This window comes from Embleya sp. NPDC025285 (assembly GCF_055558835.1).
On the sequence record NZ_JBVHLU010000024.1, the window covers coordinates 1 to 26,088 of the forward strand.

26 protein-coding genes, 1 tRNA gene and 1 pseudogene are annotated in these 26,088 nt (G+C 72.0%); 14 read left to right on the forward strand and 14 right to left on the reverse strand.

The window, feature by feature from the left end; translation table 11 throughout:
- From ACZ4FV_RS18120 to ACZ4FV_RS18140, 5 genes are all read left to right on the forward strand, one after another.
- The coding region (locus ACZ4FV_RS18120; protein WP_465322896.1) for a hypothetical protein at positions 1 to 489 on the forward strand (489 nt) is incomplete at its 5' end.
- Positions 490 to 654: 165 nt separating this feature from the next.
- A complete protein-coding gene (locus ACZ4FV_RS18125; protein ID WP_465322897.1) occupies positions 655 to 948 on the forward strand; it encodes a hypothetical protein in 294 nt (97 codons plus the stop codon).
- Positions 949 to 1,049: 101 nt separating this feature from the next.
- Positions 1,050 to 1,502 carry a hypothetical protein gene (locus ACZ4FV_RS18130; protein ID WP_395867467.1) on the forward strand — a complete coding sequence of 151 codons (453 nt, stop codon included), beginning with the start codon at positions 1,050 to 1,052 and terminating at the stop codon, positions 1,500 to 1,502.
- Positions 1,503 to 1,634: 132 nt separating this feature from the next.
- Positions 1,635 to 2,684 (forward strand): 5'/3'-nucleotidase SurE, encoded by a 1,050-nt coding sequence (locus ACZ4FV_RS18135; RefSeq protein ID WP_395867469.1) that lies wholly within the window; start codon positions 1,635 to 1,637, stop codon positions 2,682 to 2,684.
- 96 nt (positions 2,685 to 2,780) lie between these two features.
- Positions 2,781 to 3,650: a spermidine synthase gene (locus tag ACZ4FV_RS18140; RefSeq protein WP_465322898.1), complete on the forward strand. Its 870-nt coding sequence runs from the start codon at positions 2,781 to 2,783 to the stop codon at positions 3,648 to 3,650.
- An 88-nt stretch (positions 3,651 to 3,738) separates the two neighbouring features.
- Here the strand turns inward: ACZ4FV_RS18140 and ACZ4FV_RS18145 are convergent, their stop codons facing one another.
- From ACZ4FV_RS18145 to ACZ4FV_RS18180, 8 genes are all read right to left on the reverse strand, one after another.
- A complete protein-coding gene (locus ACZ4FV_RS18145) occupies positions 3,739 to 4,548 on the reverse strand; it encodes an ABC transporter permease (protein ID WP_395867473.1) in 810 nt (269 codons plus the stop codon).
- Positions 4,529 to 5,443 carry a 2-aminoethylphosphonate ABC transporter permease subunit gene (locus tag ACZ4FV_RS18150; protein WP_395867475.1) on the reverse strand — a complete coding sequence of 305 codons (915 nt, stop codon included), beginning with the start codon at positions 5,441 to 5,443 and terminating at the stop codon, positions 4,529 to 4,531. Before ACZ4FV_RS18150 ends, ACZ4FV_RS18145 begins: the two co-directional genes overlap by 20 nt.
- A complete protein-coding gene (locus ACZ4FV_RS18155; protein WP_395867477.1) occupies positions 5,440 to 6,597 on the reverse strand; it encodes an ABC transporter ATP-binding protein in 1,158 nt (385 codons plus the stop codon). The genes ACZ4FV_RS18150 and ACZ4FV_RS18155 overlap by 4 nt, the downstream gene beginning before the upstream one ends.
- 49 nt (positions 6,598 to 6,646) lie before the next feature.
- Positions 6,647 to 7,735, reverse strand: coding sequence for a 2-aminoethylphosphonate ABC transporter substrate-binding protein (locus tag ACZ4FV_RS18160; RefSeq protein WP_395867478.1), 1,089 nt, complete (start codon positions 7,733 to 7,735; stop codon positions 6,647 to 6,649).
- Positions 7,736 to 7,762: 27 nt separating this feature from the next.
- Positions 7,763 to 8,440, reverse strand: coding sequence for a phosphonatase-like hydrolase (locus tag ACZ4FV_RS18165; RefSeq protein ID WP_395867479.1), 678 nt, complete (start codon positions 8,438 to 8,440; stop codon positions 7,763 to 7,765).
- Positions 8,441 to 8,508: 68 nt separating this feature from the next.
- On the reverse strand, positions 8,509 to 9,633 hold the full coding sequence (locus tag ACZ4FV_RS18170; protein ID WP_395867480.1) for a TIGR03364 family FAD-dependent oxidoreductase: 1,125 nt from the start codon (positions 9,631 to 9,633) through the stop codon (positions 8,509 to 8,511).
- Between the two features lie 143 nt (positions 9,634 to 9,776).
- Positions 9,777 to 10,457: a GntR family transcriptional regulator gene (locus tag ACZ4FV_RS18175; RefSeq protein WP_395867956.1), complete on the reverse strand. Its 681-nt coding sequence runs from the start codon at positions 10,455 to 10,457 to the stop codon at positions 9,777 to 9,779.
- A gap of 84 nt (positions 10,458 to 10,541) precedes the next feature.
- On the reverse strand, positions 10,542 to 11,705 hold the full coding sequence (locus tag ACZ4FV_RS18180) for a glycosyltransferase (protein WP_395867482.1): 1,164 nt from the start codon (positions 11,703 to 11,705) through the stop codon (positions 10,542 to 10,544).
- Between the two features lie 169 nt (positions 11,706 to 11,874).
- On the opposite strand from ACZ4FV_RS18180, the gene ACZ4FV_RS18185 reads away from it, so the two are divergent.
- From ACZ4FV_RS18185 to ACZ4FV_RS18200, 4 genes are all read left to right on the forward strand, one after another.
- Positions 11,875 to 12,120: a hypothetical protein gene (locus ACZ4FV_RS18185; RefSeq protein ID WP_395867484.1), complete on the forward strand. Its 246-nt coding sequence runs from the start codon at positions 11,875 to 11,877 to the stop codon at positions 12,118 to 12,120.
- A 215-nt stretch (positions 12,121 to 12,335) separates the two neighbouring features.
- Complete coding sequence (locus ACZ4FV_RS18190; protein WP_402234632.1) at positions 12,336 to 13,244, forward strand: LLM class F420-dependent oxidoreductase; 909 nt, start codon at positions 12,336 to 12,338, stop codon at positions 13,242 to 13,244.
- Positions 13,241 to 13,687: an NIPSNAP family protein gene (locus ACZ4FV_RS18195; protein WP_395867488.1), complete on the forward strand. Its 447-nt coding sequence runs from the start codon at positions 13,241 to 13,243 to the stop codon at positions 13,685 to 13,687. Before ACZ4FV_RS18190 ends, ACZ4FV_RS18195 begins: the two co-directional genes overlap by 4 nt.
- Positions 13,684 to 14,238 carry a Dabb family protein gene (locus tag ACZ4FV_RS18200; protein WP_402234634.1) on the forward strand — a complete coding sequence of 185 codons (555 nt, stop codon included), beginning with the start codon at positions 13,684 to 13,686 and terminating at the stop codon, positions 14,236 to 14,238. Before ACZ4FV_RS18195 ends, ACZ4FV_RS18200 begins: the two co-directional genes overlap by 4 nt.
- A gap of 3 nt (positions 14,239 to 14,241) precedes the next feature.
- Here the strand turns inward: ACZ4FV_RS18200 and ACZ4FV_RS18205 are convergent, their stop codons facing one another.
- Positions 14,242 to 14,529 carry a DUF397 domain-containing protein gene (locus ACZ4FV_RS18205; protein WP_395867491.1) on the reverse strand — a complete coding sequence of 96 codons (288 nt, stop codon included), beginning with the start codon at positions 14,527 to 14,529 and terminating at the stop codon, positions 14,242 to 14,244.
- Positions 14,530 to 14,714: 185 nt separating this feature from the next.
- Between ACZ4FV_RS18205 and ACZ4FV_RS18210 the strand changes: the two genes are divergently transcribed.
- On the forward strand, positions 14,715 to 15,152 hold the full coding sequence (locus ACZ4FV_RS18210) for an ATP-binding protein (protein WP_395867493.1): 438 nt from the start codon (positions 14,715 to 14,717) through the stop codon (positions 15,150 to 15,152).
- Between the two features lie 28 nt (positions 15,153 to 15,180).
- On the opposite strand, the gene ACZ4FV_RS18215 is transcribed toward ACZ4FV_RS18210, so the two are convergent.
- Both ACZ4FV_RS18215 and ACZ4FV_RS18220 read right to left on the reverse strand, forming a co-directional pair.
- The gene (locus ACZ4FV_RS18215) at positions 15,181 to 18,684 is read right to left on the reverse strand and encodes an AAA family ATPase (protein WP_395867495.1); all 3,504 of its coding nucleotides are present in this window, start codon (positions 18,682 to 18,684) and stop codon (positions 15,181 to 15,183) included.
- Complete coding sequence (locus ACZ4FV_RS18220; RefSeq protein WP_395867497.1) at positions 18,681 to 19,937, reverse strand: metallophosphoesterase family protein; 1,257 nt, start codon at positions 19,935 to 19,937, stop codon at positions 18,681 to 18,683. Before ACZ4FV_RS18220 ends, ACZ4FV_RS18215 begins: the two co-directional genes overlap by 4 nt.
- Positions 19,938 to 20,153: 216 nt before the next feature.
- Between ACZ4FV_RS18220 and ACZ4FV_RS18225 the strand changes: the two genes are divergently transcribed.
- Complete coding sequence (locus ACZ4FV_RS18225) at positions 20,154 to 20,501, forward strand: hypothetical protein (protein WP_395867499.1); 348 nt, start codon at positions 20,154 to 20,156, stop codon at positions 20,499 to 20,501.
- Between the two features lie 22 nt (positions 20,502 to 20,523).
- A tRNA-Val gene (locus ACZ4FV_RS18230) sits at positions 20,524 to 20,595 on the forward strand.
- 290 nt (positions 20,596 to 20,885) lie between these two features.
- Here the strand turns inward: ACZ4FV_RS18230 and ACZ4FV_RS18235 are convergent.
- The 3 genes and pseudogenes from ACZ4FV_RS18235 to ACZ4FV_RS18245 all read right to left on the reverse strand — a co-directional run.
- A pseudogene (locus ACZ4FV_RS18235) lies at positions 20,886 to 21,149 on the reverse strand (transglycosylase family protein); the annotation flags it as partial.
- A gap of 129 nt (positions 21,150 to 21,278) precedes the next feature.
- Positions 21,279 to 21,596 carry a hypothetical protein gene (locus ACZ4FV_RS18240; protein ID WP_406297509.1) on the reverse strand — a complete coding sequence of 106 codons (318 nt, stop codon included), beginning with the start codon at positions 21,594 to 21,596 and terminating at the stop codon, positions 21,279 to 21,281.
- A gap of 257 nt (positions 21,597 to 21,853) precedes the next feature.
- A complete protein-coding gene (locus tag ACZ4FV_RS18245) occupies positions 21,854 to 22,429 on the reverse strand; it encodes a GNAT family N-acetyltransferase (RefSeq protein WP_395867504.1) in 576 nt (191 codons plus the stop codon).
- 198 nt (positions 22,430 to 22,627) lie between these two features.
- Here ACZ4FV_RS18245 and ACZ4FV_RS18250 point away from each other — a divergent pair, with 198 nt between their 5' ends.
- On the forward strand, positions 22,628 to 24,778 hold the full coding sequence (locus ACZ4FV_RS18250) for a bifunctional glycosyltransferase 87/phosphatase PAP2 family protein (protein ID WP_402234639.1): 2,151 nt from the start codon (positions 22,628 to 22,630) through the stop codon (positions 24,776 to 24,778).
- Positions 24,779 to 24,905: 127 nt separating this feature from the next.
- On the forward strand, positions 24,906 to 25,337 hold the full coding sequence (locus tag ACZ4FV_RS18255) for an ATP-binding protein (RefSeq protein WP_395867508.1): 432 nt from the start codon (positions 24,906 to 24,908) through the stop codon (positions 25,335 to 25,337).
- Positions 25,338 to 26,088 lie beyond the last annotated feature (751 nt).

The following is a 26,088-nucleotide window of genomic DNA, read 5'->3' on the forward strand; positions in this document are numbered from 1 at the left end:
GGCACGCTGTTGAGTTCTCAAGGAACGGACGCTTCCTTTGGTGCGGAGTCAACCGCGCCCTCCGGGCGTTTAACGTTCAAGGTGTTTCAGTTTTTCGTTTCCGTGTTTCGCTTTCGCGTTTCCAGCTTAGCACACCGTTTCGGCGGCTTCGCTTTCCTCGCTTTCGGCTTCCACCGCGTTTCCGCGTTTTCCGCCTCCCGGACTCTAGCAGATCTTGCGACCCGCTTTTCGTCCGTTGCTTTCGGCCTTCGAAACTTTCGTTTCCCCGGCTTCCGGCTCTTCGAGCTTAGCAGCCCTTCCGGCCTGCTTCGCCCATCGCTTCGGCTTCGGAAATTTGTTCTCTCCGCTGCTTTCCGCGACGTCCCGAACATTAGCGGATCGCATTTCGCACCGTCGAATCGGCAGCAATTTACGTTCCGGCGTTCTTCGGGACACCCGAGCACAGAACGACGGTGTGACGCGCACGCGCACCACACCTGGTTCGAATGATCGGGATGGCCACCCCGGGACCAGCCAGCACGAGCGCCTAGGCTCGCGTCTGTCTCAGGTCTCCCTGTCGGGCAACTTGGAGGACCCTACCGGGGGTCGGAGCCGACTGCAAACCGGCGCGCGTGGCCTCCGTTTCAGGTGTTCGAACCCGAGCAGACTCCCCGCATGGTGACCTCTACTGCACGGCGAGTGAACCCGATCGCGACTGTCGTCAGTGTCGTGGCCGCGGTGATCGCCGTCATCCTCGTTCTGCACATCATTCTGTTCGTCTTCGAAGCCAACCCCACCAACGGCGCGGTGGAGACCGTCGCCGACTGGGCCGACTGGCTGGCCCGCTGGGCCAAGGACCTCTTCACGCCCGACAACGTCAAGGCCCGGGTCGCGGTGAACTACGGACTGGCCGCGGTGGTCTACCTCGCCGCCGGCGCGCTGATCTCGCGTTTGGTCAGCCGGGTCTGACCGCGAACGCGGTCCGCTCGATACTTCCGTACGGTGGCGGCGCACCAGTCGCGATGATTGGTACGAGGACCGAACCGCAGCGCCGCCGACCGGAGGGCCCCATGTCCCTGCTCACCCCGGACAGCCTGGGCGATCTCCTGGGCTTGTTCGATTTCGGGAACGGGTGTGTCACCCGGGTCCACATCGACGACCCGTTCAGTCCGGGTGGGGCCACGGCACGTGTCCTGGTGGATGCCCGTGATCGGGAGCACGGCTGGCCGTGGATTCCCGTCGAATTCACCCTTACGGGACTTCGCGACTACCGGGTCGAACACGGCAAGGGCTTCTCCGGAATGCTCTATTTCGACCCGGTGCTGTCCCGATTCACCGATGAGACGTACGGGGACCTCTTCTATCTGGACTTCGATCCGGTGGACGGCCCCGGCGCGTACGAGCCGGTCGACGCCGGCGACGTCGTCGGTCGGTCCCAGTGCTTCTTCGCCGCCGAGAGTTGCTCGTGGCGTGCCCTGCCGCCCGCGGAGAGTCCCCGACTCAGGCTCATTGGTAACGCTTAGGTCTCAAACCTTTCACTTACTAGGTTTAGCTTCTACGTTCACTCGCAACCCGGATCGGTGGCGAGTGTTCGAGTCGTGAACGCTCGACTGTCGATTTCTCCGCATTCGATACGAAGTCGAGTCGAGGAACCCATGAAGCTTCAGCGGAAGCGTTTCGCCGCCCTGCCCGCAGCCATCGGCGCCGGGGCCCTGCTCCTGGCCCTGACCGGGAGTGCCGACGCGGCCCCCGGACACGGTGACAATCATTCGTCGGTGGCCGGGATGCGGATCCTCCTGAGCAACGACGACTCGATGCAGAACGCCAAGCCCGACGGCGCCGACGGCCGAGGCGTCTACGAGGTGCGCCGGGCGCTGTGCGCCGCCGGGGCGGACGTCGTGGTGATGGCTCCGTGGCAGTTCATGAGCGGCTACGGCACCGCGGCCACCGGCGGCGGTGCGCTCACCGTGTCCCGGCGCACCACGCTGCCGGCCGGTTTCGAGGGCGACTGCGCCGGGGCGCCGAGCAAGGGAGTCGTCTTCGGCGTGTGCAAGGGCGACGCCCCGTGCGGCCCGACCACCCCCAGCGCCACCCCCGTGGACACCGTACGGCTCGCCCTGCGTGGCGGGCTCGCCGCCAAGGTCGGCTGGCGCACCGGCCCCGACCTGGTGCTCACCGGCATCAACTCCGGGCCGAACGTCGCCTCGGTCACCAACGACTCGGGCACGCTGGGCGCCGCCATCGCCGCGATCGACAACGGCAAGCCGGCCATCGCGCTCAGCGGCGGCTTCGACATGGCCTCCTTCAAGGTGACCCCGGAGACCTACCGCGCCTTCGCCGACTTCCTGCCCTCGTACGTGGCGCAGCTCAAGGACCGCAAGGCGCTGTCGGACGAGTACGTCGTCAGCATCAACTACCCGAACGCGGTGCCCGGCCGGAAGCCGGGCCGGCCGGTGTGGACCGAGATCGGTACCGAGACCGTGGTGGCGATCCAGTACACGGCCAAGGCCGACGGCGACACCTTCGCGATCGGCCAGGGCGACTGCGCGGTGCCCGGTACCTTCTGCCGCCCGGAGACCAAGCGGCACGCCGACTGGACCGAGTTGAACAAGGGGAACATCACCGTCTCCGCCGCAACCGGTGACCGCACCCTCCGGGGCGGCGCGGACGACCGCCTCGAGCGGTTCGTCAGGACCGGCCGCTGAGCCGACCGCCGAATCGCGACCGAGGCGGCCCGCCCCGATCCGAGTCCGGGATCGGGGCGGGCCGCCTGGCTCGGCCACCGCCTCGATACTGGTCGGATGGCAGACAAGCAGCGCCGACGCGGTCGTGCTCCCGAGCCGGTCCGTGCCGAGGTGGGTTCCGGCAGCGCCGAACTGGAGCCCGATCCGGATCGGGCCCGGGCCTGGACGCTGCGCCTGCACGGATCACCGCAGTCGCACGTGGATCTGGGTGATCCGACCTGGCTGGAGTTCGAGTACGTGCGCCGGCTCGGCCACGTGGTCGACCTGATCGCGGACACCGGCAAGCCGCTGCGGGCCTTCCACCTCGGCGGCGGCGGGCTCACGCTGGCCCGCTACGTCGCGGCCACCCGGCCGCGGTCGCGCCAGCAGGTGGCGGAACTGGACGGGGATTTGGTCGAGTTCGTCCGCCGCGAGCTGCCGTGGGAGAAGAACTGGCAGATCCGGGTGCGTACCGGTGATGCCCGCCAGGTGGCGGGCAAGGCACCCGACGCCGCGTTCGACCTGGCCGTGGTCGACGTGTTCGCCGATTCCCGGGTGCCCGCGCATCTGACCTCGGCCGAGTTCGTCGGCGAGGTGGCCCGGACACTGGCCCCCGGCGGGGTGTACGCGGTGAATTTGGCCGACGGCGGGCGACTCGACTTCGTGCGATCCCAGGTTGCGACGGTGCGCTCGGTGTTCCCGAACCAGCTGCTGATCGCCGACCCCGCGGTATTGCGGGGTCGGCGGTTCGGCAACGTCGTGCTGGTGGCCTCGCACGGCGAGCTGCCGATCGCCGAGTTGGCCCGGCGGACCGCCGCCGACCCGTTCCCGGGGCGGATCGAGCACGGCTCGGCGCTGGCCGACTTCCCCGGTGGGGCCGCGGTGGTGCACGACGCCACGGCGGTCGCGTCGCCGGCCCCGCCCGCGCGTACCTTCGGCCGGAACTGAACCGGCGCGCACCGAACCGGCGCGCACCGAACGGACGCAAGGCGACCCCGCGCGCACCGACCCGGCGGCAAGGAACTCGGGCGAACCGCTATCGCCGTCGCTTGCGCTCCTCCACCCGGCCCTTGAGCAGGCCGACGAGCAGCAGCACCACCAGGGTCGCGACCAGCAGGACCACCGTGACCGCGGACCCGAGCAGCACCTTGCCCCGGTCGGTCAGGGTAAACACCGAGACCGGCAGGGTCCGCCATTCGGCCGGGTAGACCATGATCGTCGCGCCGACCTCGCCCATCGACAGCGCGATCGCCAGGCTCGCCGCCGCCGTGATCGACGGCAGCAACATCGGCAGCCGCACCCGCAGCAGCACTCGGGCCGCGCTCGCGCCGAGCGAGGCGGCCACGTCCGCGAAGGCCGCGTCGGTACGGTCGAGCCCGGCCGACACCGTGGAGTACGCGAACGTCACCACCAGCACCGCGTGCGCGGCGATGACGATCCACTTGGTGCCGTTGAGCAGGATCGGGCCGTCGCTGAAGGCCACCAGCATGCCCAGACCGACCACCACCGACGGCACCGCGACCGGTAGGTGGAACACCGCGTCGGTGAGCCGGCGGATCCAGCGCGGCGCGGTCCGGGCGGCGATCGCCGCCCACGTGCCGACCACGATCGCGATCAGCGACGCGCCCAGCGCGGTCTCGATGCTGACCACGAGGCTGTCGTAGTTGGTGCCCGCGGTGGCCTCGCGGATGTTCTCGCTCGTCCAGGACGCGGGCAGCACGCTGTTCCAGTCGCCGGCGAACGCGGCGATGCCCAGGATCGCCAGCGGGGCGAGCACGAGAGGGGCGAAGACGAGCGCGAAGAGGGCCCAGACGAGGGCTCGTCCGCTACGCGACCAGACCAGCACGGCCGGCTCCTGTCCGGGAGAAGACGAATCGGTAGACCGCGTAGAGCGTGAGCGACAGCGCGACCTCGACCACCGCGACCACGCACGCGCCCGGGTAGTCGAAGGTGACCGCGCCCTTGGCGTGCACGAGCATCGGCAGCGTGGTGACGTCCTTGGCGCCGATGAACAGCACGATCCCGAACTCGTTGAGGGTGAGCAGCAGGGTCAGGCTGCCGCCGGCCGCGAGCGCGGGCCATGCCTCGGGCAGCAGCACCTGGCGAATCACCCGCAGCGGTCCCGCGCCGAGCGAGGCCGCGACGTCGAGCCGGTCCCGGGGCACCAGCGCGAAGGCGGCGAGCAGCGGGCGCATCACGAACGGGGTGTAGAAGGTGATCTCGGCCAGCACCACGCACCACGGCGAGTACAGGAAGCCGACCAGCGGTTCGCCCAGGCCGAGCTTGTCCGCCGCCGCGTTCACCACGCCCGCCGTGCCGTACAGGAAGGTGAAGGCGAGCGCGATCAGGAAGGACGGGAAGGCGAGCACCGTGTCCACGATCCGTCCGACCGCGCGGGCGCCGGGGAAGGGCACGAACGACAACACCAGGGCCAGGAAGAAGCCGACCACCAGACAGCCGAGCGTGGACAGTACGGCGATCTTGACGGTGTTCCACAACGCGTCGCCGAACGAGGGCGAGTTCAGTACCTGGCGCCACACGTCCAGGCCGACCCGCTCGTCCTTGTCGACGAAGGACTGCTTGACCACGAGCGCGAGCGGATAGAGGAAGAATCCGGCGGCGAGCACGAGCGGTGGGAGTACCCACAGCGCGCGGGACGCGCCGCCGCGGGCCTTGCTCGTGCGCATCGGAGCCGGGGTGGGCTCGGCCGCGATCGGCGGTTCGGTCACGGTCGCGGTCATCCGGCCGCTCCCACCGGGACCAGGACGCACGGTGCGGCGGGCAGCGCCACGCCCAAACGCTCGCCGAGGGCCGGGACCTCGGCCAGGTCGGTGACGTCGATCCGGATCTCCCGACCCGTCGTGCCGTCGCCGTCGCCGTCGAGCACGCAGGTCAACCGGTAGTCGGCGCCGCGCCACTGGGTCGCGGTGAGCCGCGCGGGCAGCGTGTGCGGCTGGTCGACCGCGGTCACCCCGAGGGTGTGCGGGCGCGCCACCAGCATCGCCCGCTCGCCCTCGGCGAACGCGCGGGTCGGGTCGGCGGTGACGGTCAGCCCGCCCACCGCGACCTCGACCGCGTCTTCCCCGGCCGCGCACGCCGCGAGCACCCGTGCGCCGAGCAGGTTGGCCGCGCCCAGGAAGGACGCGGTGAACTCGCTGGGCGGGCGCCGGTACAGCCGGTCCGTGGCGTCCAGGTCGACCAGCCGCGCGTCCCGCATCACCGCGATCCGGTCCGCGAGGGCGAGCGCCTCGGTCTGGTCGTGGGTGACATACATGATCGCCACGTCCGGCAGGTCGGCGCGCAGCCGCTGCAACTCGCCGAGCAGGTCGGCGCGCAGCGTCGCGTCCAGCGCGGACAGCGGTTCGTCGAGCAGCAGTACGGGCGGGCGAATCGCCAATGCCCGCGCGATCGCCACCCGTTGCTGCTGCCCGCCGGACAACTCGCGGGGGTAGCGCCGGGCGTAGCTCGCCATGCCCACCATGTCCAACGCCTCGGTGACCCGGCGGGCCACCTCGGCACGCGGCACCCGGCGGGCCTTGAGCCCGAACGCGACGTTGTCCGCGACCCGCATGTGCGGGAACAGCGCGTAGTTCTGCACGACGACGCCGATCCCGCGCTTGTTCGGCGGTTCGTACGTGACGTCGCGGCCGGCCAGGGTGATCCGCCCGGAGGCGGGTCGGAGGAAACCCGCGACCGCCTTGAGCGCCGTGGACTTGCCCGAGCCGGACGGCCCGAGCAGGGCGACCGTCTCGCCCGGGGCGACCTCCAGGCTCAGTCCCTCCAGGGCCACGACGGATCCGTATCGGACCGTCAGGTCCTGGATGCCGATCGCCGGTCGGGTCGGCGCTGCGCTCACGGTGGTCGCCTCGGTGCGCTCGATGGCTGGTGCGGTCATGCGGGTTCCCTCCCTCTCCGCGGTTCTCTCGGGGTGTCGGTGGCTCGGGTCAGCGACCGACGGCCTTGTTGTACGCGGCCAGGTCCGCGTCCAGTTCCTTGAGCACCGTGTCCCATTCCGGCGTCCAGATCTCCACGCCCTCCAAGGCCTTGGCGATCTCGGCGGCGTTGGCGTCGGTCGGCTTGACGTCCTCGCGCGCGGGCAGGCCCAGCGCGTCGGCGGAGACCGAGGTCTGCGCCTCCGGGGAGAGCAGGTAGTCCATCAGCTTGCGGCCGGCGTCGGCGTGCGGGGCGCCGGAGGACAGGCCCATGAAGTACGGCAACGCGAAGGTCGAGGCCTTGCCCGCGTCGTCCGCCGGGAACCAGACCTTGAAGTTGGACTTGTCGTTGTGGATCGACGCCAGGTTCATCTGGAGGTCGCCGTTGGCCACGCTGAGCTCGCCCTTGCCGACCTTGGGCTGGAGCTTGCCGGTGGAGGAGGACGGGCCGACGTTGTTCGACTCGAGCCGCTTGAGGTAGTCGAGCGCGCCCTGCTTGCCGTACAGGTGCTGGAGCTGGATCAGCACGGCGGTGCCGTCACCGGCCTGGCCCGGCGTCGAGTACTGGAGCTTGGACTTGAACCGGCCCTCGGTCAGCTCCTGGAACTTGGTCGGCGCGGGCTTGGCCTGGTCGGGGTTGTAGATCCAGGACGCGTAGTTGTTGACCACGGCCACATAGCGGCCCTGCGCGTCCTTGGAGCCGGCCGGCACCTTGTCGGCGCCGGCGGGCGCGTACGCGGTGAGCAGGTTCGCCTGGGCCGCGCGCTGGATGAACGGCGGCAGCGTGATCGCCACGTCGGCCTGCGGGTTGCCCTTCTCCTTCTCCATGCGGGTGACCACCTCGCCGGAGCCGGACTCCACCAGGTTGACCTTGATCCCGGTCTTCTTCTCGAAGTCCGCGAAGCGCTTGGTGTACCAGTCGGCGAGCCCGTCCACGGAGTAGACCGTCACGCTGCCGGAGCCCTTGGCGGGCGCGCCGCCGGAGGCGGCGTTCGCGGCGGGCTTGGTGTCGTCCGAGCCGCTCCCGCCGGTCCCGCCGCAGGCGCTCGCGCTGAGCACGACCACGGTGGCGGCGGCGGTGAGGCCGAGGATGCGTCGCATGGGAAATCGCCCTTTCGAAAAGACGAATCAGCCCTGGAGCAGGGCGGGGAGGTCGCGGATGGAGCCGAGTACGTGGGTGGCGCCGGCCGCTTCGAGGGCGGCGCGGTCGTGCGCGCCGGTGAGCACACCGGCGGCGATGGAGGCACCGGAGCGCAGCCCGGTGAGCACGTCGAACGCGGTGTCGCCGACCACGGCGACCTCCCGCAGGTCCTCGACGCCCAGGCGCAGTACGGCGGTGAGCACCAGGTCGGGGTAGGGCCGTCCGCGCCCGGCGTCGGCCGGGCACAGGGTCAGGTCGGCCAGGTCGGTCCAGCCGAGCGAGGCCAGGATCGCGTCCTGGGTGGGTCGGCCGAAGCCGGTGGTGAGTGCGACCTTGACCCCGTCGGCGCGCAGCGCGCGGACGGCCGCCTCGGCGCCCTCGATCGGCGCGCACCGGCCCGCCGCGACCAGGTCGGCGTAGGCCGCCTCGAAGGCGAGGTTGGCGGCTTGCGCACGCTCCTCGTCGCCGTCGAGCAGGGCCCGGAAGACGGTGATCTTGCTTTCGCCCATGGTGGCGTGGACGTAGCCGAGCTTGTGCTCGAAGTCGGCGGAGCCGACCTCGACGCCGGCCGCGCCGATCGCCCGGGTGAACGCCTCGACGACGAGGCCGTCGTCGGCGACGGTGGTGCCGGCCATGTCCAGGACGGCGAGCTGATAGTGCGTCATGAGTGGTGCTCCGGTTGGGCTTTCGGCAACGGGCGGGAGTTTCGGGGGTGGGCGGGGCGCAGCCGGGCCTAGAGGCCGGCCAGGTTCGCGGTGCGTTCGGCGATGGCGGGCGAGCAGGTCATCCCGCGCCCGCCGGGGCCGGTCACCAACCAGGTCGCGGGGGCGACCTGCTCGCGGTGCACGACCCGGGTGGTGTCGGTGGTCTGCGCGTACACCCCGGCCCAGCGGCGGCGCACGGCCGGCAACGGCCGGCCGAGCAGGCTCTCGGCGACCTCGACCAGGTGCTCGTAGGGCGCGGAGTCCACGTCGAACGTGAACGGCTCGTCGTACTCGTGCGTGTCGCCGATGGTCAGGCCGCCGTCGAGGCGCTGGACCATCAGCAGTTGCATGCGGTGCTCGGCGGGCACCGGCGCCTGGGGGTGGGCCGCGCGGAGCGCGTCGAGCGCGGTGCCGGCGTAGGCGGGGTAGTAGCGGAAGCTGTCGCCGTCGGCGACCGAGGTGGTCAGCGGCTCGTCGAGCGGGTCGGTCTGCATCATCTGTAGGCGCACCCGGCGCACCGGCAGCTCGGGGGCGAGCTCGCGGACCAGGCCGGTCAGCCAGGCGCCGGTGCACAGCACCACCAGGTCGCCTTCGTGGGTGTGGCCGTGGTCGTCGCGTACGCCGGTGCCGCTCGGCAGCAGGTCGCGCACCTCGCGTCCGGGCAGCCAGGTGTACCGGCCGCCGGCCGCCAGGTGGGCGCGCAGCGCGGGCAGTGCGACCCGGGACTCGACCGCGCCGTCGCGCTCGCACCACAGGGCGGCGTCGAAGCCGCCGCGCAGCGCCGGGTTGTGCTCGCGGGCCTCGCCCGGGGTGAGCAGCTTCAGGCCGCGCTCGGTGGCGTCGGGCAGCGCGAGGGCCGCCTCGGCCACCGCGACCTCCTCGGCGCCTCGGCAGACGGTGAGCGAGCCGTTGGGGCGAAAGCCGGTACCGGGCACGTCGGCGCCGATCCGCTCCCACAGTTCGCGGGCCCGCAGCGCGGTGGCCAGTTCGTCGCCGACGGCCCGGCCACCGATCCACACCAGGCCGAAGTTGCGCACCGAAGCACCGCGCGCCTCGCGCTCGCGCTCGATGTGCACGACCTCGTGACCTCGATCGATGGCCTGCCAGGCATGCATGGTGCCCAGCACGCCACCTCCGACGACGATGACTCGCACCGGCTTCCTCCACGTTCTCGGGGGCGATTGCGACCAGCTTGGGAGCGGTCGATGCCGAGCATGCGGAGGCGGTATGTCGTCCGGGTGAACAGTCCGTTAAGGTCCGAACCTGTTATCTTTTCGTGATCCAATCCTGCCGGGGCCTACGCGCGCAGACGCGTGGCGAAGCCCATCCGGTCGCCCCGGAACAGCGCCCGGACCCGCTCGATGGGCACGCCGTCCGGGTCGTAGGACGTGCGCATGACCAGCAGCATCGGCAGCGCCGGGTTGGTCTCCAGGAGCAGCGCCTCGCGCGGCGCGGCCAAGACGGTCTCCACGGTCTCGTCTATCTCCGCGAAGACCACTCCCAGGTCCTTCTGCAGGCACAGGTACAGCGACCCCTCCGGGCGCAGCACGTCCAGGATGGTGGGAAAGCGGTCCAGCGGCAGGTACGTGCTCTCCAGGCCGATCGGCTCGTCGTCGGCGAGCAGCACCCGCTCCAGGTGCACGGTCAGGTCACCGGTGCGGATCCGCAACCGCTCGGCCAGATCGGGCTGCGCGACGTGGTGTTCGAGGGTGACCACCCGGCGGCTGGGGGTCAGCCCCATCGAGCGCACCGCCTCGGTGTAGCTGCCGAGGCTGACCGGCTGCATGAGCTTGGGCGGCGCGACGTAGGTGCCCCGTCCTCGGGCGGAGCGCAGTCGGCCCTCCATCACCAACTCGCCGATCGCCGATCGCAGGGTGCTGCGGGCGACCCCGTAGGTCGCGGCGAGTTCGCGTTCGGAGGGCAGCAGCGCGTCTTCGCCCAACTCGTCCATGAGTTGGAGCAGGCTCATCTTCACCATGTACGACTTGGGGACGCGGCCGTGTTCGGGGACGCCGTCGCGATAGGGACGGGCGGTGGAGTCTGGGCTGGGCACGAACGGAGCCTATTCGGCCGGCGCCGGGTACGTGCGACCCTTCCACGCCGCACCCCGCCCGCGCGCGTGCCGAACCGCCGAGTGCACGGTCATGCCCAGGTACAGCGTGGCCGCGAAGGGCAACAACACCGCCTCCGCGGCGGGCCGCCCGTAGTAGCGCACCATCGGCACGTAGGTCCCGGTCATCAGGGCCCACACCGCGAGCGCGAGCAGCGCGAGCGCGGCGTCGCCGCCGACGATCGCGGCGAACAGCGCGACCGGCGCGGCCAGGTAGATCAGCGCCAGCCCCACCACGGTGCCCGCGAGCAGCAGCCAGGAGTGCCGCAACTGCGCGAAGGCGCTGCGCGCGACCATGTTCCACAGGTCCGCCAACGCCGGGTAGGGCCGCACGCTGTCCACGTGGCGCACCGGGTCGGCCAGCACCAGCCGGATCCGCCCGCCCGAGCGCTTGACCGCGGTGCCCAGCGACACGTCGTCGATCACCGCGTCCCGGATCGCCGCCACGCCGCCGGCCCGCTCCAGCGCGGTACGCCGGACCAACACGCAGCCGCCCGCGGCCGCCGCGACCCGCGAGCCGGGCCGGTTCACCCGGCGGAACGGGAAGAGCTTGCCGAAGAAGTACACGAAGGCGGGCACGATCAGCTTCTCCCACCGGGTGTGCGTGCGCAGCCGGGCCATCACCGAGAGCAGGTCCAGGCGCTCGTGTTCGGCCTCGCCGACCAGGCGGGCGAGCGAACCGGGCGCGTGCGCGATGTCCGCGTCGGTGAACAGGATCCAGTCCACGTCGCCGACCGACTCGACGCCGTGCCGCAGCGCCCACACCTTGCCGGTCCAGCCCGCCGGCGGCTCGCCGGGCGAGGTCACGGTGAGTGGCACCCGGGCCGCCGCGCCCAGTCGCCGGGCCAGCTCGCCGGTCCCGTCCGTGCTGCCGTCGTCGACCAGGAGCACCTCGACCCGGCCGGGAAAGTCCTGCGCGAGCAGCGTGGGCAGGCTGTCGCCGAGCACCGCCGCCTCGTCGCGCGCGGGCACGATCACCGCCACCGACGCGGTCTCGGCCACCGGCGCCACGGCCCCGCCAAGGCGCACGTCGGTGCGCCAGAACCAGCCGTGGCACAGCGTCAGGTAGAGCCAGGCGAGGCCGGACACGGCGGTGATCCACAACAAGACGTCCACATCGGAAGCCTGCCGGCTCCACCGCGCCACTCGGGCGCTCCTTCCGGGTGAAGTCCGCGCGCGAACGGAGTCCTCGTCTCAAGAGCGCGAGCGCCGCGCCCGATAGCGGGTAGGGGAGCGTTCTCGACAGCTGGGTGAACTACCCATCGGCAGAAGGGCGGTGCCCGTCATGGGCGACGCGACGACGAGGACCCAGGAGCATGTTCGCGGCGGGGCCACCCGCTGGCAGGGATTCGAGGTCGGCACCCGCGTACGCGTGCAGGTGGGCCTGAGCACCGGCCACATCGGTGAGGTGTGCGAGGTGTTCGCCGACGCGCATCGGCCGCCGCTGTCCCCGTACCAGTGGTACTCGGTGCGTTTCGCCGACGGCCTTCGCCCGCTGTACCGGCACGACGAGCTCGTCGAGCTCGCCTAGCCCCTTCCCTCCCGATCCGCCGTCCGGCCCGGTCGGCCTGCCCGCACAGACCGCGTGCGCCCGCGCCCCGATGGCGGGCGCACGCGGCATTCCCCGGGCCGAAGACCCCGGGTCGTCCGCCCTCGGTCGCGTGTCCAACGACACCGTCGGTCGGGTCTTGCGCTCGCACGCCCGCCGGGGCAGGGTGCGGACACGGGATCTGAAAGGGCGTCAGAATGACGATCAAGCTGGGCGTGATGGCGCCCTTCGCGGACGGTCTGATCACCTCCGGCGGCTTCCTGCGCGACTTCGCCGGGACGCTGGAGGAGTGCGGCGTCGAATCCGTGTGGACCGTCGAACACGTCGTGGTCGCCGAGGACTACGAGCCCCTGTACCCGTACTCGGATTCCGGTCGCACCCCCAGCGCCGCCGGCGTGGTGCCGATGCCCGACCCGCTGGAGACCATCGCCTTCCTCGCCGGCGCCTCGCGCACGCTGCGCTTCGGTACGGCGATGGTGGTCGCGCCGCTGCACAGCCCGGTGGTGCTGGCCAAACGGGTCGCCACCATCGACCGGCACTCGGGCGGCCGGTTGATGCTGGGCCTGGGCATCGGGTGGCAGAAGGAGGAGTACGCCGCGGTCGGCGCGTCCTTCACCGAGCGCGGCGCCCGCCTGGAGGAGTGCGTCGGCGCGATGCGCGCGCTGTGGGCCGACGCCCCCGCCACCTTCCGCGGCAGGTTCACCTCCTTCGAGCGCGTGCACTGCCTGCCGCGCCCCGAACGTGGTGCGGTGCCGGTGGTCCTGGGCGGCAACAGCGAGCCCGCCGTGCGCCGGGCCGGGCGGCTCGGCGACGGCTGGTTCCCGTACACGATCGCGCCCGACGAGTTCGAGACGCGCGCCGAACTGCTGCGCACGTGCGCGCGTGCGGCCGGCCGCACGGCGGACGCGGTCGAGATCACCGCATGGCCGGGCTCGTGCGACCGCGAGCTCCAGCACGACCCGAACTGGGTGCGCCGGTTCACCGACGCGGGCGCGACCCGGCTGGTGTTCGCGCCGAACCCGGCCGAACTGGCCGGTCCCGGTGGGCTGGACACGTTGCGCGAGCGGATCGCGCGCTACCGCGAGACCGTGCTGGACAAGCTGTGAGCACCGCCGCCGAACCCGTTCCCGACCCGGTGAACATCCTCGACCACGTCACCCTGACGAACGATCAGGTGGCGTTGTGGCTGGGCCAGTTCCATGATCGCTATCTGCCCGGCGCGCAGCGGCGCGGAATGCGGCTGGAACGCGTCTGGCGTTCGCCCGCGGGCCGGGACGCGACCACCGTGCACATCCTGTGGGTGCTGCCGACGATCCGCGCGTTCTACGCGATGCGCGGGGCCGCGGCGGCCGATCCGGACGTCGCGGCGTTCTGGGCCGCCACCGACGGCTATGCGCTGGATCGGCAACGCCGGGCGCTGCAACCGGCGATGTCCGCGTCCGCCGCCGAGCCGGATCCGGCCCGGGTGGGCGCCGGCGACGCGGCCGCCACCGCAGCGGATCACATCCCGGCGGACCACACCGCACATCGCACGGGAGCACACGCATGACTCGTCGAGTGGTGCTGGCCACGACCATGCCCGGCCCGGGGCACCGATCGCTCTCGGCCGGGCCGGACCTGCCCGGCTGCGTCGGCGGGCACGGCTACTCGTGGGATCTTCGGTCCGACGCGCGGCCCGAACTCCCGGCGCGGGCCGACGAGGTCGCGCTGCGCCCCGTGCGCGCCGGGTTCGCGCCGCTGACCGGTCCCCGGGTCAAGCGCACGCTGCTGTTGACCGTACGCGCGGGCACACCCGCCGACGTACTGGCCGAGTTCGAGGCGGATCTGATCGCCATGCCGCAGCACATCCCGACGATCCGCTCGTGGGCGCTCTCCCGGGTGGTGGAGCGGACCGGGCGGTCGCGGTGGACGCACGCGTGGGAGCAGGAGTACGCCGCGGTCGAGGGGCTGACCGGCGAGTACCTGCTGAACCCCTACCACTGGGCGCATGTGGACCGCTGGTTCGACGGCGAGGTGCCCGGGTCGATCGTGGAGCCGACGCTGGCCCACGTCTTCCGCTGGAGCGATGTCCCGGTGCTCACCGAAACCGTTCCTGACTGATCGTCACTTTCCGCGCCCGACAAGGGCAACCAACAGGTGGGTCCATTCGCGGTCGGTGAACCTCAGGACCGCACACGCACGTTGCTTCGAATCGCGCACCACCACCTCGCAGGGGTGACGATTCACCACTTCCACACAGTTCCCCTGCACGCTGCTGTAGGAGCTCCGTCGCCACGTCGGTGCGTGGGTTTCCCGCAACGAGGTCGCCATCGGCCCGTCCCCCCTGACTCGTCGAGGCCACGCCGACGGGGCGAGTCGAACCCGCTTCCTCCATGTGAGGGCCAGGGACATCGCCCGATCGGGTGAACCGTGTACACGCGGACACCGAAGTGGCGGCGAGAGTTGCACCACCGGGTTTCGTGGAGCATCCTACCGAGCACCCTCACTTTACGCGCTTACAAGATCACTTAAAGCGACGGGACGGGGCGGGGCCGCTTGCGGGGGCAAACGCAGCCCACGCAACAGGAGGTAGCTGCATGACCACCCTGGCCGATCCGGAAGTGGCGGACGCAGAGGACGAGGTCAGCCCGACCATCACGCTGCCGGCGATGCCCGCGTGCGTGTCCGCCGTGCGGGAGCATGTCCGCGTGGCGCTGACGGTTTGGGACCTCGAATCCTTGTCCGACATCGCCGTACTTCTCGCCTCCGAACTGGCGACCAATGCCGTACGCCACGCGGGTCTGGGACGCCCTTTCAGCGTCGTGGTCCGCCGAGACCGCGCCCCCGACGGCGCCGCCTGTGTGTGGATCGAGGTGCACGACACGGACACCCGGGTGCCCCAGGTGGTCGAGGCGACCGACGACGACACCACCGGGCGCGGCCTGCTCCTGGTCGAATCGTTGTCCGACGGCTGGGAGTCGATCCCCGAACCCGGCGGGAAGTGCGTGCGCTTCCGGCTCGCGATGACCGCCTGAACCCGCCCGTACGGCGCCCGCCGCGGGCTCACTCCACCGGTTGCGCCGCGGCCGACCGGGCGACGTAGACCGGCAGTTCGTGCACGTGGGCACGGCCGGGCGCGAGCGTGTCCACGGCGAGCCGACCCAGGTGCGGGTGGTGGGTGAACAACACCACCTGGAACCGGTCGGCCATCGCGTCCAGCACCGAGAGCATCGCGCGCGTGCGCCCGTCGTCGAACGTCATCGCGATGTCGTCGAGCACGATCGGCATCGCCCGACCCGCTTCGGCGTACGCGTCCAGCGAGGCCAGGCGCAGCGCCAGGTAGAGCTGATCGCGGGTGCCCTCGCTCATCTCGTCCACGCCGACGGAACCGGCCGCGGCGACCGGGGAGGAGCCGGCCCGCCGCGCGCGCAGCACCGGGGCGCCCTTGCGGCCGTCGGTCTCCACGAGCAGCCGGTCGAAGCGTCCCGCGGTGAGCGCGGTGAACACCTCCTCCGCCCGGGCCAGCACCGGAGCCTGGTTCTGCTTGCGGTAGTCCTCCATGCAGCGCAGCAGCACCTCGCGGGCCAGCCGCAGCCGGACGAACTCCTCGGTGTCCTCGGCGATCGTGGCGACCGTGCCGGCCACCTCCTCCTGGGCCCGGGCGGCGGCCACCGACTCGCGCTCCAGGTCCCGCACGATCTGCCGGCACCGACCGAGTTCCTCGCCCGCCGCGGCGTACGCCGCCTCGGCCTCCTCGACCCGGCGCGCGGCGTCCTCGATCGCCACGTCGAGTTCCTCGGGGTCGTGCCGCGCGGCCTCCTGTTCGAGTTCGGGGGACAGCAGCGCACCGTGCTCGACCAGCGCGTCCTCGATCGCGCGCAACCGCGCGGATCGGCCTACCGAGGCGCGCAGTTCGTCGGCGTCGGCGGCACCGGCGGCCTCGACCAGCGCGGCGAGTTCGCCCTCGGCACGCTCGACCGCGCCCCGCCCGGCGGCCACCGCGTCCTCCAGCCGGGCGATCCGCTCGGCGAGCCTGCCGCGGGCCTCGTCGGCCCGCCGGGCCCGGGTGGACTCCTCGTGCAGCGCGAGCACCGCGGCGAACGCCGGACGCCCGTCCGCCTCGATCGGCTCCGGCCGTCCGCACGCGGCGAACACCTCGGCCACCCGCGCGCCGAACGCGGCCACCCGCTCGTCCGCGCGGATTCGGCGCCGCTGTGCCTCGGCCGCGTGCCCCACCGCCGCCGCCACCTCGGCCAGCGTGTGCACCGCCGCTGCGACCGCGTCGGGGTCGCCCTCGGGCAGGTCCAGGCCGTGCACCAGTTCGTGCCAGCTCCGCTCCCACGCCGCGCGCTCGTCCCGGGCCCGGTCCGCCTCCGCGTCGGCTTCGGCGAGTTCGGCCTCGGCCTCGCGCACGGCCGCGAGCCCGCTCTCGCGCACCCGCATCGCGTCCGCGAGCGCGTCGCGACGGGCGTCGGCCAGTTCGATCAGCGCGGCCAGGTCGCTCGTGCCGGCCGGCGCGCCGGACTCGGCCAGCGCGACGCGAAACGCCCCCGCCAGTTCGGCGGCGCGCGCCCTGCCCGCGGCCAGTCGATCCCGCGCCGCGCGCGCCTCGACCTCGATCCGGGCCAGCTCGGCCAACGCGTCCAGGAAAGCGCCGGCGTCGTGGGGGTCCGGCGCGGGCAACCCGCTGGGCGCCCAGGCCGCCGCCCACTCCGCCGCGAGCTCGGCCCGGCGCGCGGTCAATTCCAGCCGCCGCTCGGCCAGTCGGGCCAGCGTGCGCTCGTCGTGCTCGACATCCACCCGGAGCCGGCCGAGCCGGACCGCGTCCTCGGCCCGGCGGGCGATCCGCTCGGCGATCTCGTCCGCCACCCGAACCGCGCGTTCGTAGGCGTCGATCCGGTCGTCGGTCAGCGGCGGGCTCGCGCACACCAGCGTCCACAGCCGATCGCGCTCGGCCCGGGCGGCGGCCCAGTCGGCGGGCGCGGGCGGCGGATCGGCGAGCGCGAGCACGGCCAGCTCGCGCCGCCGCGCGTCGTGATCGGCCACCGCCTCGTCCTCGGCCCGCGTACTCGCGTGCAGTTCCTCGCGGACCCGGCCCACCCGGTCCAGGTGGTCGGCGACCCGTTCCCGGCCGGGCAGTCGCAGCCGCGCCGGCCGGTCCTCGGCGAGCGGCGCCAGGTCCGCCAGGTTGTGCCGGGCCCGCAGGTCGTGCGCCTCGCGTTCGAGCTCGGCCACCCGCCGTTCGTCGCGCGCGATGTCCTCCACCAGGTTGCCCGGCACCGCCCGAAGCAGCGCGCGCAGCGCGGCCGGGTCGGCCGGCTCCGGGGTCAGCGCGCAGGTCGCGCGCGCCGCGTCCAGCCGGCCGCGGCGATGCGCGACCTGCTCGCCGGCGCCCGCGAGCCGGGCCTCGCACACCTTGAGGTGGTCCCGCAGCGCGGTGACCCGGTCGCCGACGCCGGGCGGCACGTCGTACGCCGTGGGGTCGTCCAGGGCACGGTCCGGGCGCACCCGGGACAGCAGTTCGGCGGCGCCCGCCCGGGTCTGCGACGCCTCGGCGTCGGCGTCGGCGGCCAGCTCGACCGCGTCGCGGATCGCCGCGACGTCCGCGTGCAGCGCGTCCACCTCGGCCACCTGCGCCGACAACGCGCGGTCCACCACCAGTTCGGCCGCCTCTCGGCGGGCCTCGGCCGCCTCTCGCGCGGCCCGTTCGGTCTCCGCCGTCGCCTCCCGCATCCGCTCGTCGAGCGCGGCCAACTCGGCCGCGAGCTCGGCGGGGGCCGGTGCGCCCTCGGCGAGCAGTGCGGCCCGCTCGGCGTCGAGCGCGGTGCGTCGGGCCAGCACCGGCAGCGCCTGGCGGACCCGATCCAGCCGGCTCGCCTGCGCGCGCGCCTCGCTGCGGTAGCCGCCGAGCCGGTCGCGCTCCTCCTCGGCCCGCCGGGCCTCCTTGACCGCGTCGCCGAACACCGAGGGTGCCAGCGCGTCGTCCTGGACCCGCTTGCGCAACCGGCCCAGCTCGGTCAGTCCCGCGTTGATCCGCTGGTTCTTCCCGCGCGTCTTGTACAGCTCGTCGGCGCGCTCCTCCAGGCGGGTCAGCACCTCGCCGAGTCGGGCCGAGGAGCGCGACTCGAACAGCGCCCGCCCCACGTCGCCCTCGCCCCGGAGCAGTTCCGCGCCGCCCTCGCGCAGCCCGGCGTGGTCGAGCGCGAAGACGTGCCGGAAGTCGTCGCGGCCCACGCCCGCGAGCAGTCGGGTCAGCTCGGCCTCGGCGAGCACCGTGCCGTCCGCGCGGGTGAGCGGGTTCTTGTCCCGCTTGTGCCGCACCACGTCGAGCACGCTCCCGCGCTCGTCCCGCACCAGCGCGCCGAGCTTGAGGTCGCGCATCGCGTGCACGAAGTCGTACGAGGTCTGCCGGTCCATGCCGTACAGGAGCTGGTCCAGGGCGTGCCGCACGGTGGACTTGCCGGCCTCGTTCGGGCCGCTGATCACGTGCACGCCCGGGGCACCGAGCTCGATGTGCCGGTCGGTGAAGCAGCCGAACGCGATCAGGTCGAGCCGATCGATCCTCATCCGGACTCCCCGTCGGTCCCGGTGACCAGCGCCGTGAGCAGGTCGACCGCCTGATCGAAGATGTCCGCGCGCCAGGCCCGGTCCGCGGGCGTGATGCCCTCCTCGGCCACCTTGGGGTCGAGCGTGCGCAGCCCGGGCACCGATCGGATCAACTGTTCGAGGGCGTCGGGATCCGCGCGCAGGGCCTTGGCGGTGCGGGCCAGGTCCTCCACCAGTGCGGGCAACTCGACCCCCGTATCGCCCAGTTCGGCGTGCCGGGTCTCCAGGCGGACCTTTTCCAGCCACACCCCGGAGAACTCGGCGGCCAGTGCCCGGGCCTCGAACACGAACCGGCGTTCGTCGCGCCACAGCGCCTCGTGCGCGTCGGACGCGCCGACGACCCGGACCCGGGCCGCCAGCAGTCGATCGCCGGCCGCGGCCCGCTCCTCGGCCATCCGCCGGCGCACCAGGTCGAGCACGTCCTCGATGCCGGTCGCCTCGGTCGCGTCCACGTCCAGGCGCGCCCAGCGCACCACGTCCAGGTCGCGGTGCTCGATCTCGGCCCGGCCCCGGTCGCCGTCGACCGTGATCAGCGTCGCGCCCTTGGGCCCGGTCTCGCGGGCGTGCCGGCCCTGCACGTTGCCCGGGAAGACGATCCACGGCTCGGCGGCGTGCACCACCTCGCGCGCGTGCACGTGGCCCAGTGCCCAGTAGTCGTAGCCGCGCGAGAGCAGGTCGCCGACGCTGCACGGCGCGTAGTTCGCGTGCCCCTCGGCGCCGGTCAGCGCGGTGTGCAGCAGCCCGACGTTGAACATCCCGCCGCGCGGCGCCGGATAGCTCACCGCGAGGTTCTCGGTCACGTCCCGCACCGCGAAGCCCTGACCGTGCACGGCCAGCCCCAGGTCCTCGTACGCGACGGTCTCCGGGCGCGCGGTGGAGAACCGGTGCACGTTGGCGGGCAGGCGCAGTTCGCGGGTGATCCGGCTGTCCGCGTCGTGGTTGCCCGCGACCAGCAGGACCGGGATGTCCGCCTCGGCGAGGCGGCGCATCTGCACCGTGAAGAACAACCCCGTGTGGTAGTCCTTCCAGTCGCCGTCGTAGATGTCGCCCGCGAGCAGCACCGCGTCGACCGCCTCGGCCAGCGCCAGGTCCACCAGGTTGACCACGGCCCGCCGCGCCGCACCGCGGATCTCCGCCGCGGGTGCCCCCTCGTAGCCGGAAAGTCCGCGCAGCGGGCTGTCGATGTGCAGGTCGGCGGCGTGCAGCAGCTTCATGAAGCGGGGCGCCTCCGGTCGGCGTTCACAGGGCAGCCCAGGATAGGCACACGGCACCGACAGGGCGGGCCCTCTTCGTCGATGTGTGGCGGGCCGGCCGGACCCCGGCAAAGGTGGGGCTGGCCCCACCCCCGATCCGCCAGGCACCTACCTGGTTCGCGGGGGGCCGCCCGGCCAGGCTGGAGGAAACGCCGCACATCCGTCCTGGAGTTCGCCGTGACAGCTCGACACACCGACCGGAGCCGGCCGATCCCGGGTCCGCTCGCCGCCTGCGCGGTCTGTGCGGTGGCGGGCGCGATCCTGTGCCTGGCGGCCGCGCACCGCTACGGATTCTCCGCCGACCTGGACGTGCGCGGACTGCTGCGGCGACCCGCGCCCACCATCACGCTGGTGTTCGGGCTGTCCGGTCTGTTGGTGGCGCTGCGCGCCCGGCCGAGCCGGGGAAAACCGGTTGAACCGACCCGGCGCCCGGCGGCATTGTGGAGACTCCGCCGAAGGGCGGTGAGCACGAGCGGGCCGCCCCGTCACGGGGAGGGGGCGACCCACTCGCGTGTTACTGGTTAGGATGTGCACGAAACCTACGCAGGCTCGCGTAGCTCAGCGGGAGAGCGCCTCGTTCACACCGAGGAAGTCACTGGTTCGATCCCAGTCGTGAGCACCGATCAGATCATGATCACGCGCCAACCGAGGGCCGCTCCGAAGAGCGGCCTTCGGCACGTTCAGGACCGTGCCCGGCAGCAGGTGATCCGGGTCCTCGCCGATCGTGTCGCGGTTCGCGTCGTACAGCGCCTGCCAGCCGCCGATCACGCCGAGGTCGCGCGCGATCGACGACAGCGTGTCGCCGACCTTGACCGTGTAGGTCGACCCGAGAATGCCGATCTGTCGGGCGCATTGCGGCCACGCTTCCCAGCCCTGCATGCGCAGGATCACCTCGGCGACGGCGATCTGCTCCTCGCGGGTGGCCCGATCCGGGCGGGTGGCGTACTCCTGTCCGCCTGCCTCGTCCCACGTGCTCGGCAGGATCTGGAGCCCGCCGTAGTAGCCGTTCCCGGTGTTCAGGTTCCATCGACCGCTGCTCTCGCAGTCCGCGAGGGCGTCCCAGGTCCGGTCCTCGACGGCCTCGGCAACGGTGGCCGGGGCCACGGCCAGTCCGGCGCCTACGACACCGACCAGCAGGATTAAGACGGATGATCTGATCAACTGTTTGGCCATGTCAGCCGACAGTAGGCAGCCGGCGCCCCGATTCCGGTGACCGGACCGGGGGCAGGCCGGGGAATCACCCGAGTGCCCCAACGCGGGCGGCGGTGCGCCCGGAAACGAGCGGGTCGGATCGAGCCGGCCCTATCCGATGTCGGGCAACAGGCCCGACGGGATGTCCAGACCCGAGGGAAGCAGCCCGGACGGCAACAGACCGGAGGGCAACAGGCCGGTGGGCAGACCCGGTTGGTTGGGCCCCTGGGTGGAGGGCGTCTTCTTCGGAGCGTCCCCGTCGTCGTCCCCACGGGTGATCAGGATGATCGCGGTCACCACGGCCGCCACCACCACCAGTGCGATCACCAGCGTGATCAACGGGTTGCCGCGCCGGCCGCCGCCCTGCGGAGGCGGGGGCGGCTGCCCGGGCTGTTGCGGATACCGCGGTGGCGGTTCGTGGTGCGACACGGCTTCGACTCCCCCAAGCGACCGGTGCCGGGGCCGAACTATCCCCGAACACCCATGCTGTCACGATCGGGACGCGCAGGAGCCGATCCACCGAAGTCCAGGCGAAATGATCACCTGATCGAGGGGAATCCCGAACCGCCCGGGCCGGGGCGCGGGTTCGATCCCCCGTCGTGGTGCGCGGCGGGGGATCGAAGCCATGCCCGGGGTCCGGCCGATTCCCGCTCCCAGCACCGGAGGTCTCGCTCGCTCCCCCGGACTCACAGGTCCTTGGTCAGCAGTTCGAACTCCAGGTCGTCCCGCAACGGCCGGCCGAACCGCTCGTTGCCGTACGGGAACGGGGACAACACGCCGGTACGCGCGAATCCGCGCCGCTCGTACCAGGCGATCAGTTCCTCGCGCTGCCGGATCACGGTCATCTGCATGCGCTCGGCGCCCCACAGCCGCACCGCGACCCGCTCGGCCTCGGCGAGCAGCGATCGACCCAGGCCGCCGCCCTGTCGTCCCGGGCGGATCGCGAACATCCCGAAGTAGGCGACCGAGTCCGCGCGGCGCTCGAGCTGGCAACAACCGAGCAGTACGCCGTCCCGCTCGGCGATCCACATCACACTGTCGGCCCCGTCCACAACCGCCGCGACCGCGTCCGCGTCGGTGCGCTGCCCCTCCAACAGGCTCGCCTCCGTGGTCCAGCCCCGTCGACTCTCGTCTCCGCGATAGGCGGACTCGACCAGCTCGACCAGGGCAGGGATGTGGGATGCATCGGCCTGGCGGAAGGAGATCGGTATGAGCCCCTCGGGGGCCTCGTGCGTCCGCGTCGACGCGTCCTGCGGCACCATTGTTGTTTCTCGCCCCTCGTCGATTCGGCGATGTGTTCCATGCCGCCCCCGAGCGTACGGCGTGGGTCTCGCGAGGGGCCTCCGCTTTCCGTCGCGCTCGGGCGGTGACAAGGTGTCCGAAGCGTGGCAACCGAATGGCCTCGCCACGGATCGAGGGCCATCGGGCGACAGGACACGGAAAAACGGGAGAAGTCGCACATGGTGAGGGCAGGCGTTCGCCGGCTACTGGACATACGAAGGACCAGGATCTCTCTGGCCCTGGTGGGTCTGTGGCTGCTCGCCGCATGCGTCGCCATTCGACAGGCCAACGAGGTTCTCGACCGACCACAGGACCGCAGACTGCCCGAGTTGGACGCCTGGCTGGGTCCGGAAGGCGTGCTGCACCTGCCCGGTTCGCTCTACGACACCGACTCGCGCGGCACCACCTTCAGCGAGACGCCGTTCGCGGGCTGGGTGCTGCGCCCGCTCACCAAGGCGGCGGAGAACGCGCTGGGCGTCGCGTGGACGATCGTGACCCTGCTGATCGTGGCCGCGATCGGGGTGCTGGTCGCGTACGCCCTCCCGGCGTTGCGCACCCGCCGCGCGCAACTGCTCGCGGCGCCGCTGATCATCAGCCTTCTGGTGCTGTCGCTGCCGGTCCGGGGCAACCTCTCGCTCGGCCAGATGAGCCTGCTCCCGGTGCTGCTCGCGTTGCCCGCGATGCTCAGACCGGCGCCGGGCAAGCCCGCCTCGATCGCCGTGGGCGTCGCCGCCGCGCTGCACCCGGCGATGTTGCTGTTCGCCGTCTACCTGTGGATGACCGGCAAGCAGCGCACCGCCGCGAACGCGACCGCGACGTTCCTGGGGTGCACCGCGCTCGCCTGGCTCACCATGCCGCGCGACTCCTTCACCTACTGGGTGCACCACGTCGCGGGCGCGGGCCTGGGCGGGGACGCCGACGCGCTGTCCAATCAGTCGCTGCACGGCCTGATGTTGCGGATCGGGCTCTCCGGGCCGCTGGAGATCATGCTCGTGGTGCTGCTGTCCGCGGCGGTGCTGTGGTTCGGCATGCCGCGCGCGGTGGCCTACGCCAAGGACGGCCAGGCGCTGCTCGGTGTCGCGCTCGCGGGCTGCGTGATGGTCGCGGTGGCCCCGGTGTCCTGGCAGCACCAGCAGTTGTGGATCCTGCTCGCCGCCGCCGGCCGGCTGGGCGCCCGGCAGACCGACCGCATGGTGTGGCCGGTCGCGGTCTTCATGATCATGACGTTCGACAGCAAGACGCTGATCTGGGGCAAGCTCTCCGCCGTCCGGGTGGTCGCCGACAACGGTCCGCTGCTGCTCGCGATCGCGTCGGCGTGCGCGGTGCCGTTCATCACCAAGGCGTCGGCCAAGTGGACCCCGCAGGCGATGCCGCAGGGGGCCGCCGCACAGGGCCGGTTCTCCTGGATCCCCGCGCTGCCGTTCGGCTGGCGTCCGCTGTCCCGGCCGAACCTGCTGCTCGAATTGCTGATGATCAGGGTCGGCTACCAGGTCTACTCGTTCATCCGCGCCTCGGTGCCCGACCAGCGCCGGGTCGCCGAGGCGCACGGACAGCAGATCATCGACCTGGAGAAGTTCCTGCACGTCGACGTCGAGCGGAGTCTGAACCACTTCGTGGCGAGGATCGGCTGGCTGGAGAACGGCATGAACTTCTTCTACGAGACGTTCCACTTCATCGTGCCGCTGACCATCCTGGCGATCCTGTACATCCGCAAACCCGCCGCGTATCGCTCGGCCCGCACCGTGCTGAGCGTGGCCACGGTCACCGGCCTGGTCGGCTTCTGGCTCTACCCGCTCGCGCCGCCGCGCCTGATGCCCGGCTACGACTACATCGACACCGTGCACGGCGTACAGGATCTGAACAACCCGAACTTCGGCGCGCTGACCAAGATCTCCAACCAGTACGCGGCGATGCCCTCGCTGCACGTGGGCTGGTCGTTGTGGTGCGGCCTGATGATCCTGGCCATCGCGCCCAAGGGTTGGCGCTGGCTGGGCCTGACCTATCCGCTGGCGACCACGCTGGTGGTGATGGGTACCGCGAACCACTGGATCATGGACGCGGTCGGCGGTGCCGCCGTGGTCGGCCTGGGCTTCGCGGTCCAGTACCTGCTCACGGGACGCTCGGCCTTCTCGGTCGAGCCGCCCGCCGTGCCCGCGCCCGTGCCGGCGACGGTGTCGGTCGGCACCAAAGACGGATCCGCCGTCGTGGATAACACAGCGATGTCGACCCGGGCCGGCGACTCGGTGGTGATCACCCGTTCGACGGAGTCAAAACAGGATGATTCCGATCCACGCGACGATTCCGACAAACAGCCGGTCAGTCACAAATAGTGACGACACACCTTGGCATTGCCAACACTTTGCCAACGACGCCCGCAACCCGATCGTGTTTCGAGCGGTAGTCACTGTGGCCGGTGCCGGAGGGGCCCGGCCTCCCAGTGACACCTCGAGGAGCACCATGACGCACATCTCGCGCCGCGTAGCCCAGGCCGCGCTGCTCATCGCCGCCGGCGCCGCCCCGATCCTCGGCGCGTCCGCCGCCCACGCGGCGGACCTGCCCACGGGCGGCCTCGGCGCGCTGACCCAGCCGGACGTCGGCGGCGTCGCCGACAAGGTGCCCGCGGCCGCCGAGGGTGCGGGCAACACGGCGGGGGGCACGGCCTCCAAGACCCTCCCCGCGGCCTCGAAGACCGCAGGTCAGACGGCCGGCACCACCGCTTCGAATCTGAACAAGACGGTGGGTGAGGGCGCCGCGGCGGCCGCGCCGGCCGCCGGTGACGCGGTCGGACAGGCGGCCCCGGCCGCCGGTCAGCTCGCCGGTGGCGGCGTGCCCGCCGCACCGTCCCTGCCCGCCGTGCCCTCCCTCGGCGGACTCCCGCTGGGCGGCTGATTCATCCGGTTGGAATCCCAGTGAAACCGGCGGGGGGGGGGGGGGGGGGGGGGGGGCGTCCCCCCCCCCCCCCCCCCCCTTCCCCCCCCCCCCCCCCCCCCCCCTCCCCCCCCCCCTCCCCTCCCCCCCCCCCCCCCCCCCCCCCTCCCCCCCCCGCGAAGCTGGCGGTCGCTGGTCAGAACCACACCCATCGCACCCGCGCCCCGACCCGGTCGGGGTTCCACCGAGGAATCGAACACGGCACCGCCCGCCTTGACGCCCTTGGATACCACCGGGGCCTCGGCCCGGCGGACGCGCCCGCTCCCCGCAGGGGCCGGGATGCACGGCACGCGGTATGTCGAGTAATCGGACTCTTCAACCACCTGACCAACCCTACCTTTGCGTGCTGACAGCAGAGGGGCGATCGACGACATTGCGTCAATGCCACGTCACTCGTGCCACCGTCGATTTGCCCTGCTTACGGATGTTCTCCGCGTACTTGGACTCTCCGGGGCGGCCGGCCTCACGCGACACGCGCTGTGACGCCGCTCACACCCTTCAATGCTCCAACGTACAGCGTGTATGTCTCGCCTTCCAGACCGTGGAGAACGTGTGCAGGCTTTGTGAGAAGGCCGCGCGTCGGGAACCTGCCGACCTGTTCTCCGCGTATCTTCGAGTGAGATGCACAGACCTTCCACCGACGCCAGCCCTGAGCAAGCCGGCGGCCGCCCCGGGACAACGCCCCCCGTTCCGGGGCGGTGGTCTGTTCACT

What these genes read in the sequence shown, in the direction of transcription:
- ACZ4FV_RS18125 (WP_465322897.1), top strand. Translation starts at nt 655, where the DNA reads ATGGTGACCTCTACTGCACGGCGAGTGAACCCGATCGCGACTGTCGTC.
- ACZ4FV_RS18130 (WP_395867467.1), top strand. Translation starts at nt 1,050, where the DNA reads ATGTCCCTGCTCACCCCGGACAGCCTGGGCGATCTCCTGGGCTTGTTC.
- ACZ4FV_RS18135 (WP_395867469.1), top strand. Translation starts at nt 1,635, where the DNA reads ATGAAGCTTCAGCGGAAGCGTTTCGCCGCCCTGCCCGCAGCCATCGGC.
- ACZ4FV_RS18140 (WP_465322898.1), top strand. Translation starts at nt 2,781, where the DNA reads ATGGCAGACAAGCAGCGCCGACGCGGTCGTGCTCCCGAGCCGGTCCGT.
- ACZ4FV_RS18150 (WP_395867475.1), bottom strand. Translation starts at nt 5,443, where the DNA reads ATGACCGCGACCGTGACCGAACCGCCGATCGCGGCCGAGCCCACCCCG.
- ACZ4FV_RS18155 (WP_395867477.1), bottom strand. Translation starts at nt 6,597, where the DNA reads ATGACCGCACCAGCCATCGAGCGCACCGAGGCGACCACCGTGAGCGCA.
- ACZ4FV_RS18160 (WP_395867478.1), bottom strand. Translation starts at nt 7,735, where the DNA reads ATGCGACGCATCCTCGGCCTCACCGCCGCCGCCACCGTGGTCGTGCTC.
- ACZ4FV_RS18165 (WP_395867479.1), bottom strand. Translation starts at nt 8,440, where the DNA reads ATGACGCACTATCAGCTCGCCGTCCTGGACATGGCCGGCACCACCGTC.
- ACZ4FV_RS18175 (WP_395867956.1), bottom strand. Translation starts at nt 10,457, where the DNA reads ATGGTGAAGATGAGCCTGCTCCAACTCATGGACGAGTTGGGCGAAGAC.
- ACZ4FV_RS18185 (WP_395867484.1), top strand. Translation starts at nt 11,875, where the DNA reads ATGGGCGACGCGACGACGAGGACCCAGGAGCATGTTCGCGGCGGGGCC.
- ACZ4FV_RS18190 (WP_402234632.1), top strand. Translation starts at nt 12,336, where the DNA reads ATGACGATCAAGCTGGGCGTGATGGCGCCCTTCGCGGACGGTCTGATC.
- ACZ4FV_RS18200 (WP_402234634.1), top strand. Translation starts at nt 13,684, where the DNA reads ATGACTCGTCGAGTGGTGCTGGCCACGACCATGCCCGGCCCGGGGCAC.
- ACZ4FV_RS18205 (WP_395867491.1), bottom strand. Translation starts at nt 14,529, where the DNA reads ATGTCCCTGGCCCTCACATGGAGGAAGCGGGTTCGACTCGCCCCGTCG.
- ACZ4FV_RS18210 (WP_395867493.1), top strand. Translation starts at nt 14,715, where the DNA reads ATGACCACCCTGGCCGATCCGGAAGTGGCGGACGCAGAGGACGAGGTC.
- ACZ4FV_RS18215 (WP_395867495.1), bottom strand. Translation starts at nt 18,684, where the DNA reads ATGAGGATCGATCGGCTCGACCTGATCGCGTTCGGCTGCTTCACCGAC.
- ACZ4FV_RS18220 (WP_395867497.1), bottom strand. Translation starts at nt 19,937, where the DNA reads ATGAAGCTGCTGCACGCCGCCGACCTGCACATCGACAGCCCGCTGCGC.
- ACZ4FV_RS18245 (WP_395867504.1), bottom strand. Translation starts at nt 22,429, where the DNA reads ATGGTGCCGCAGGACGCGTCGACGCGGACGCACGAGGCCCCCGAGGGG.
- ACZ4FV_RS18250 (WP_402234639.1), top strand. Translation starts at nt 22,628, where the DNA reads ATGGTGAGGGCAGGCGTTCGCCGGCTACTGGACATACGAAGGACCAGG.
- ACZ4FV_RS18255 (WP_395867508.1), top strand. Translation starts at nt 24,906, where the DNA reads ATGACGCACATCTCGCGCCGCGTAGCCCAGGCCGCGCTGCTCATCGCC.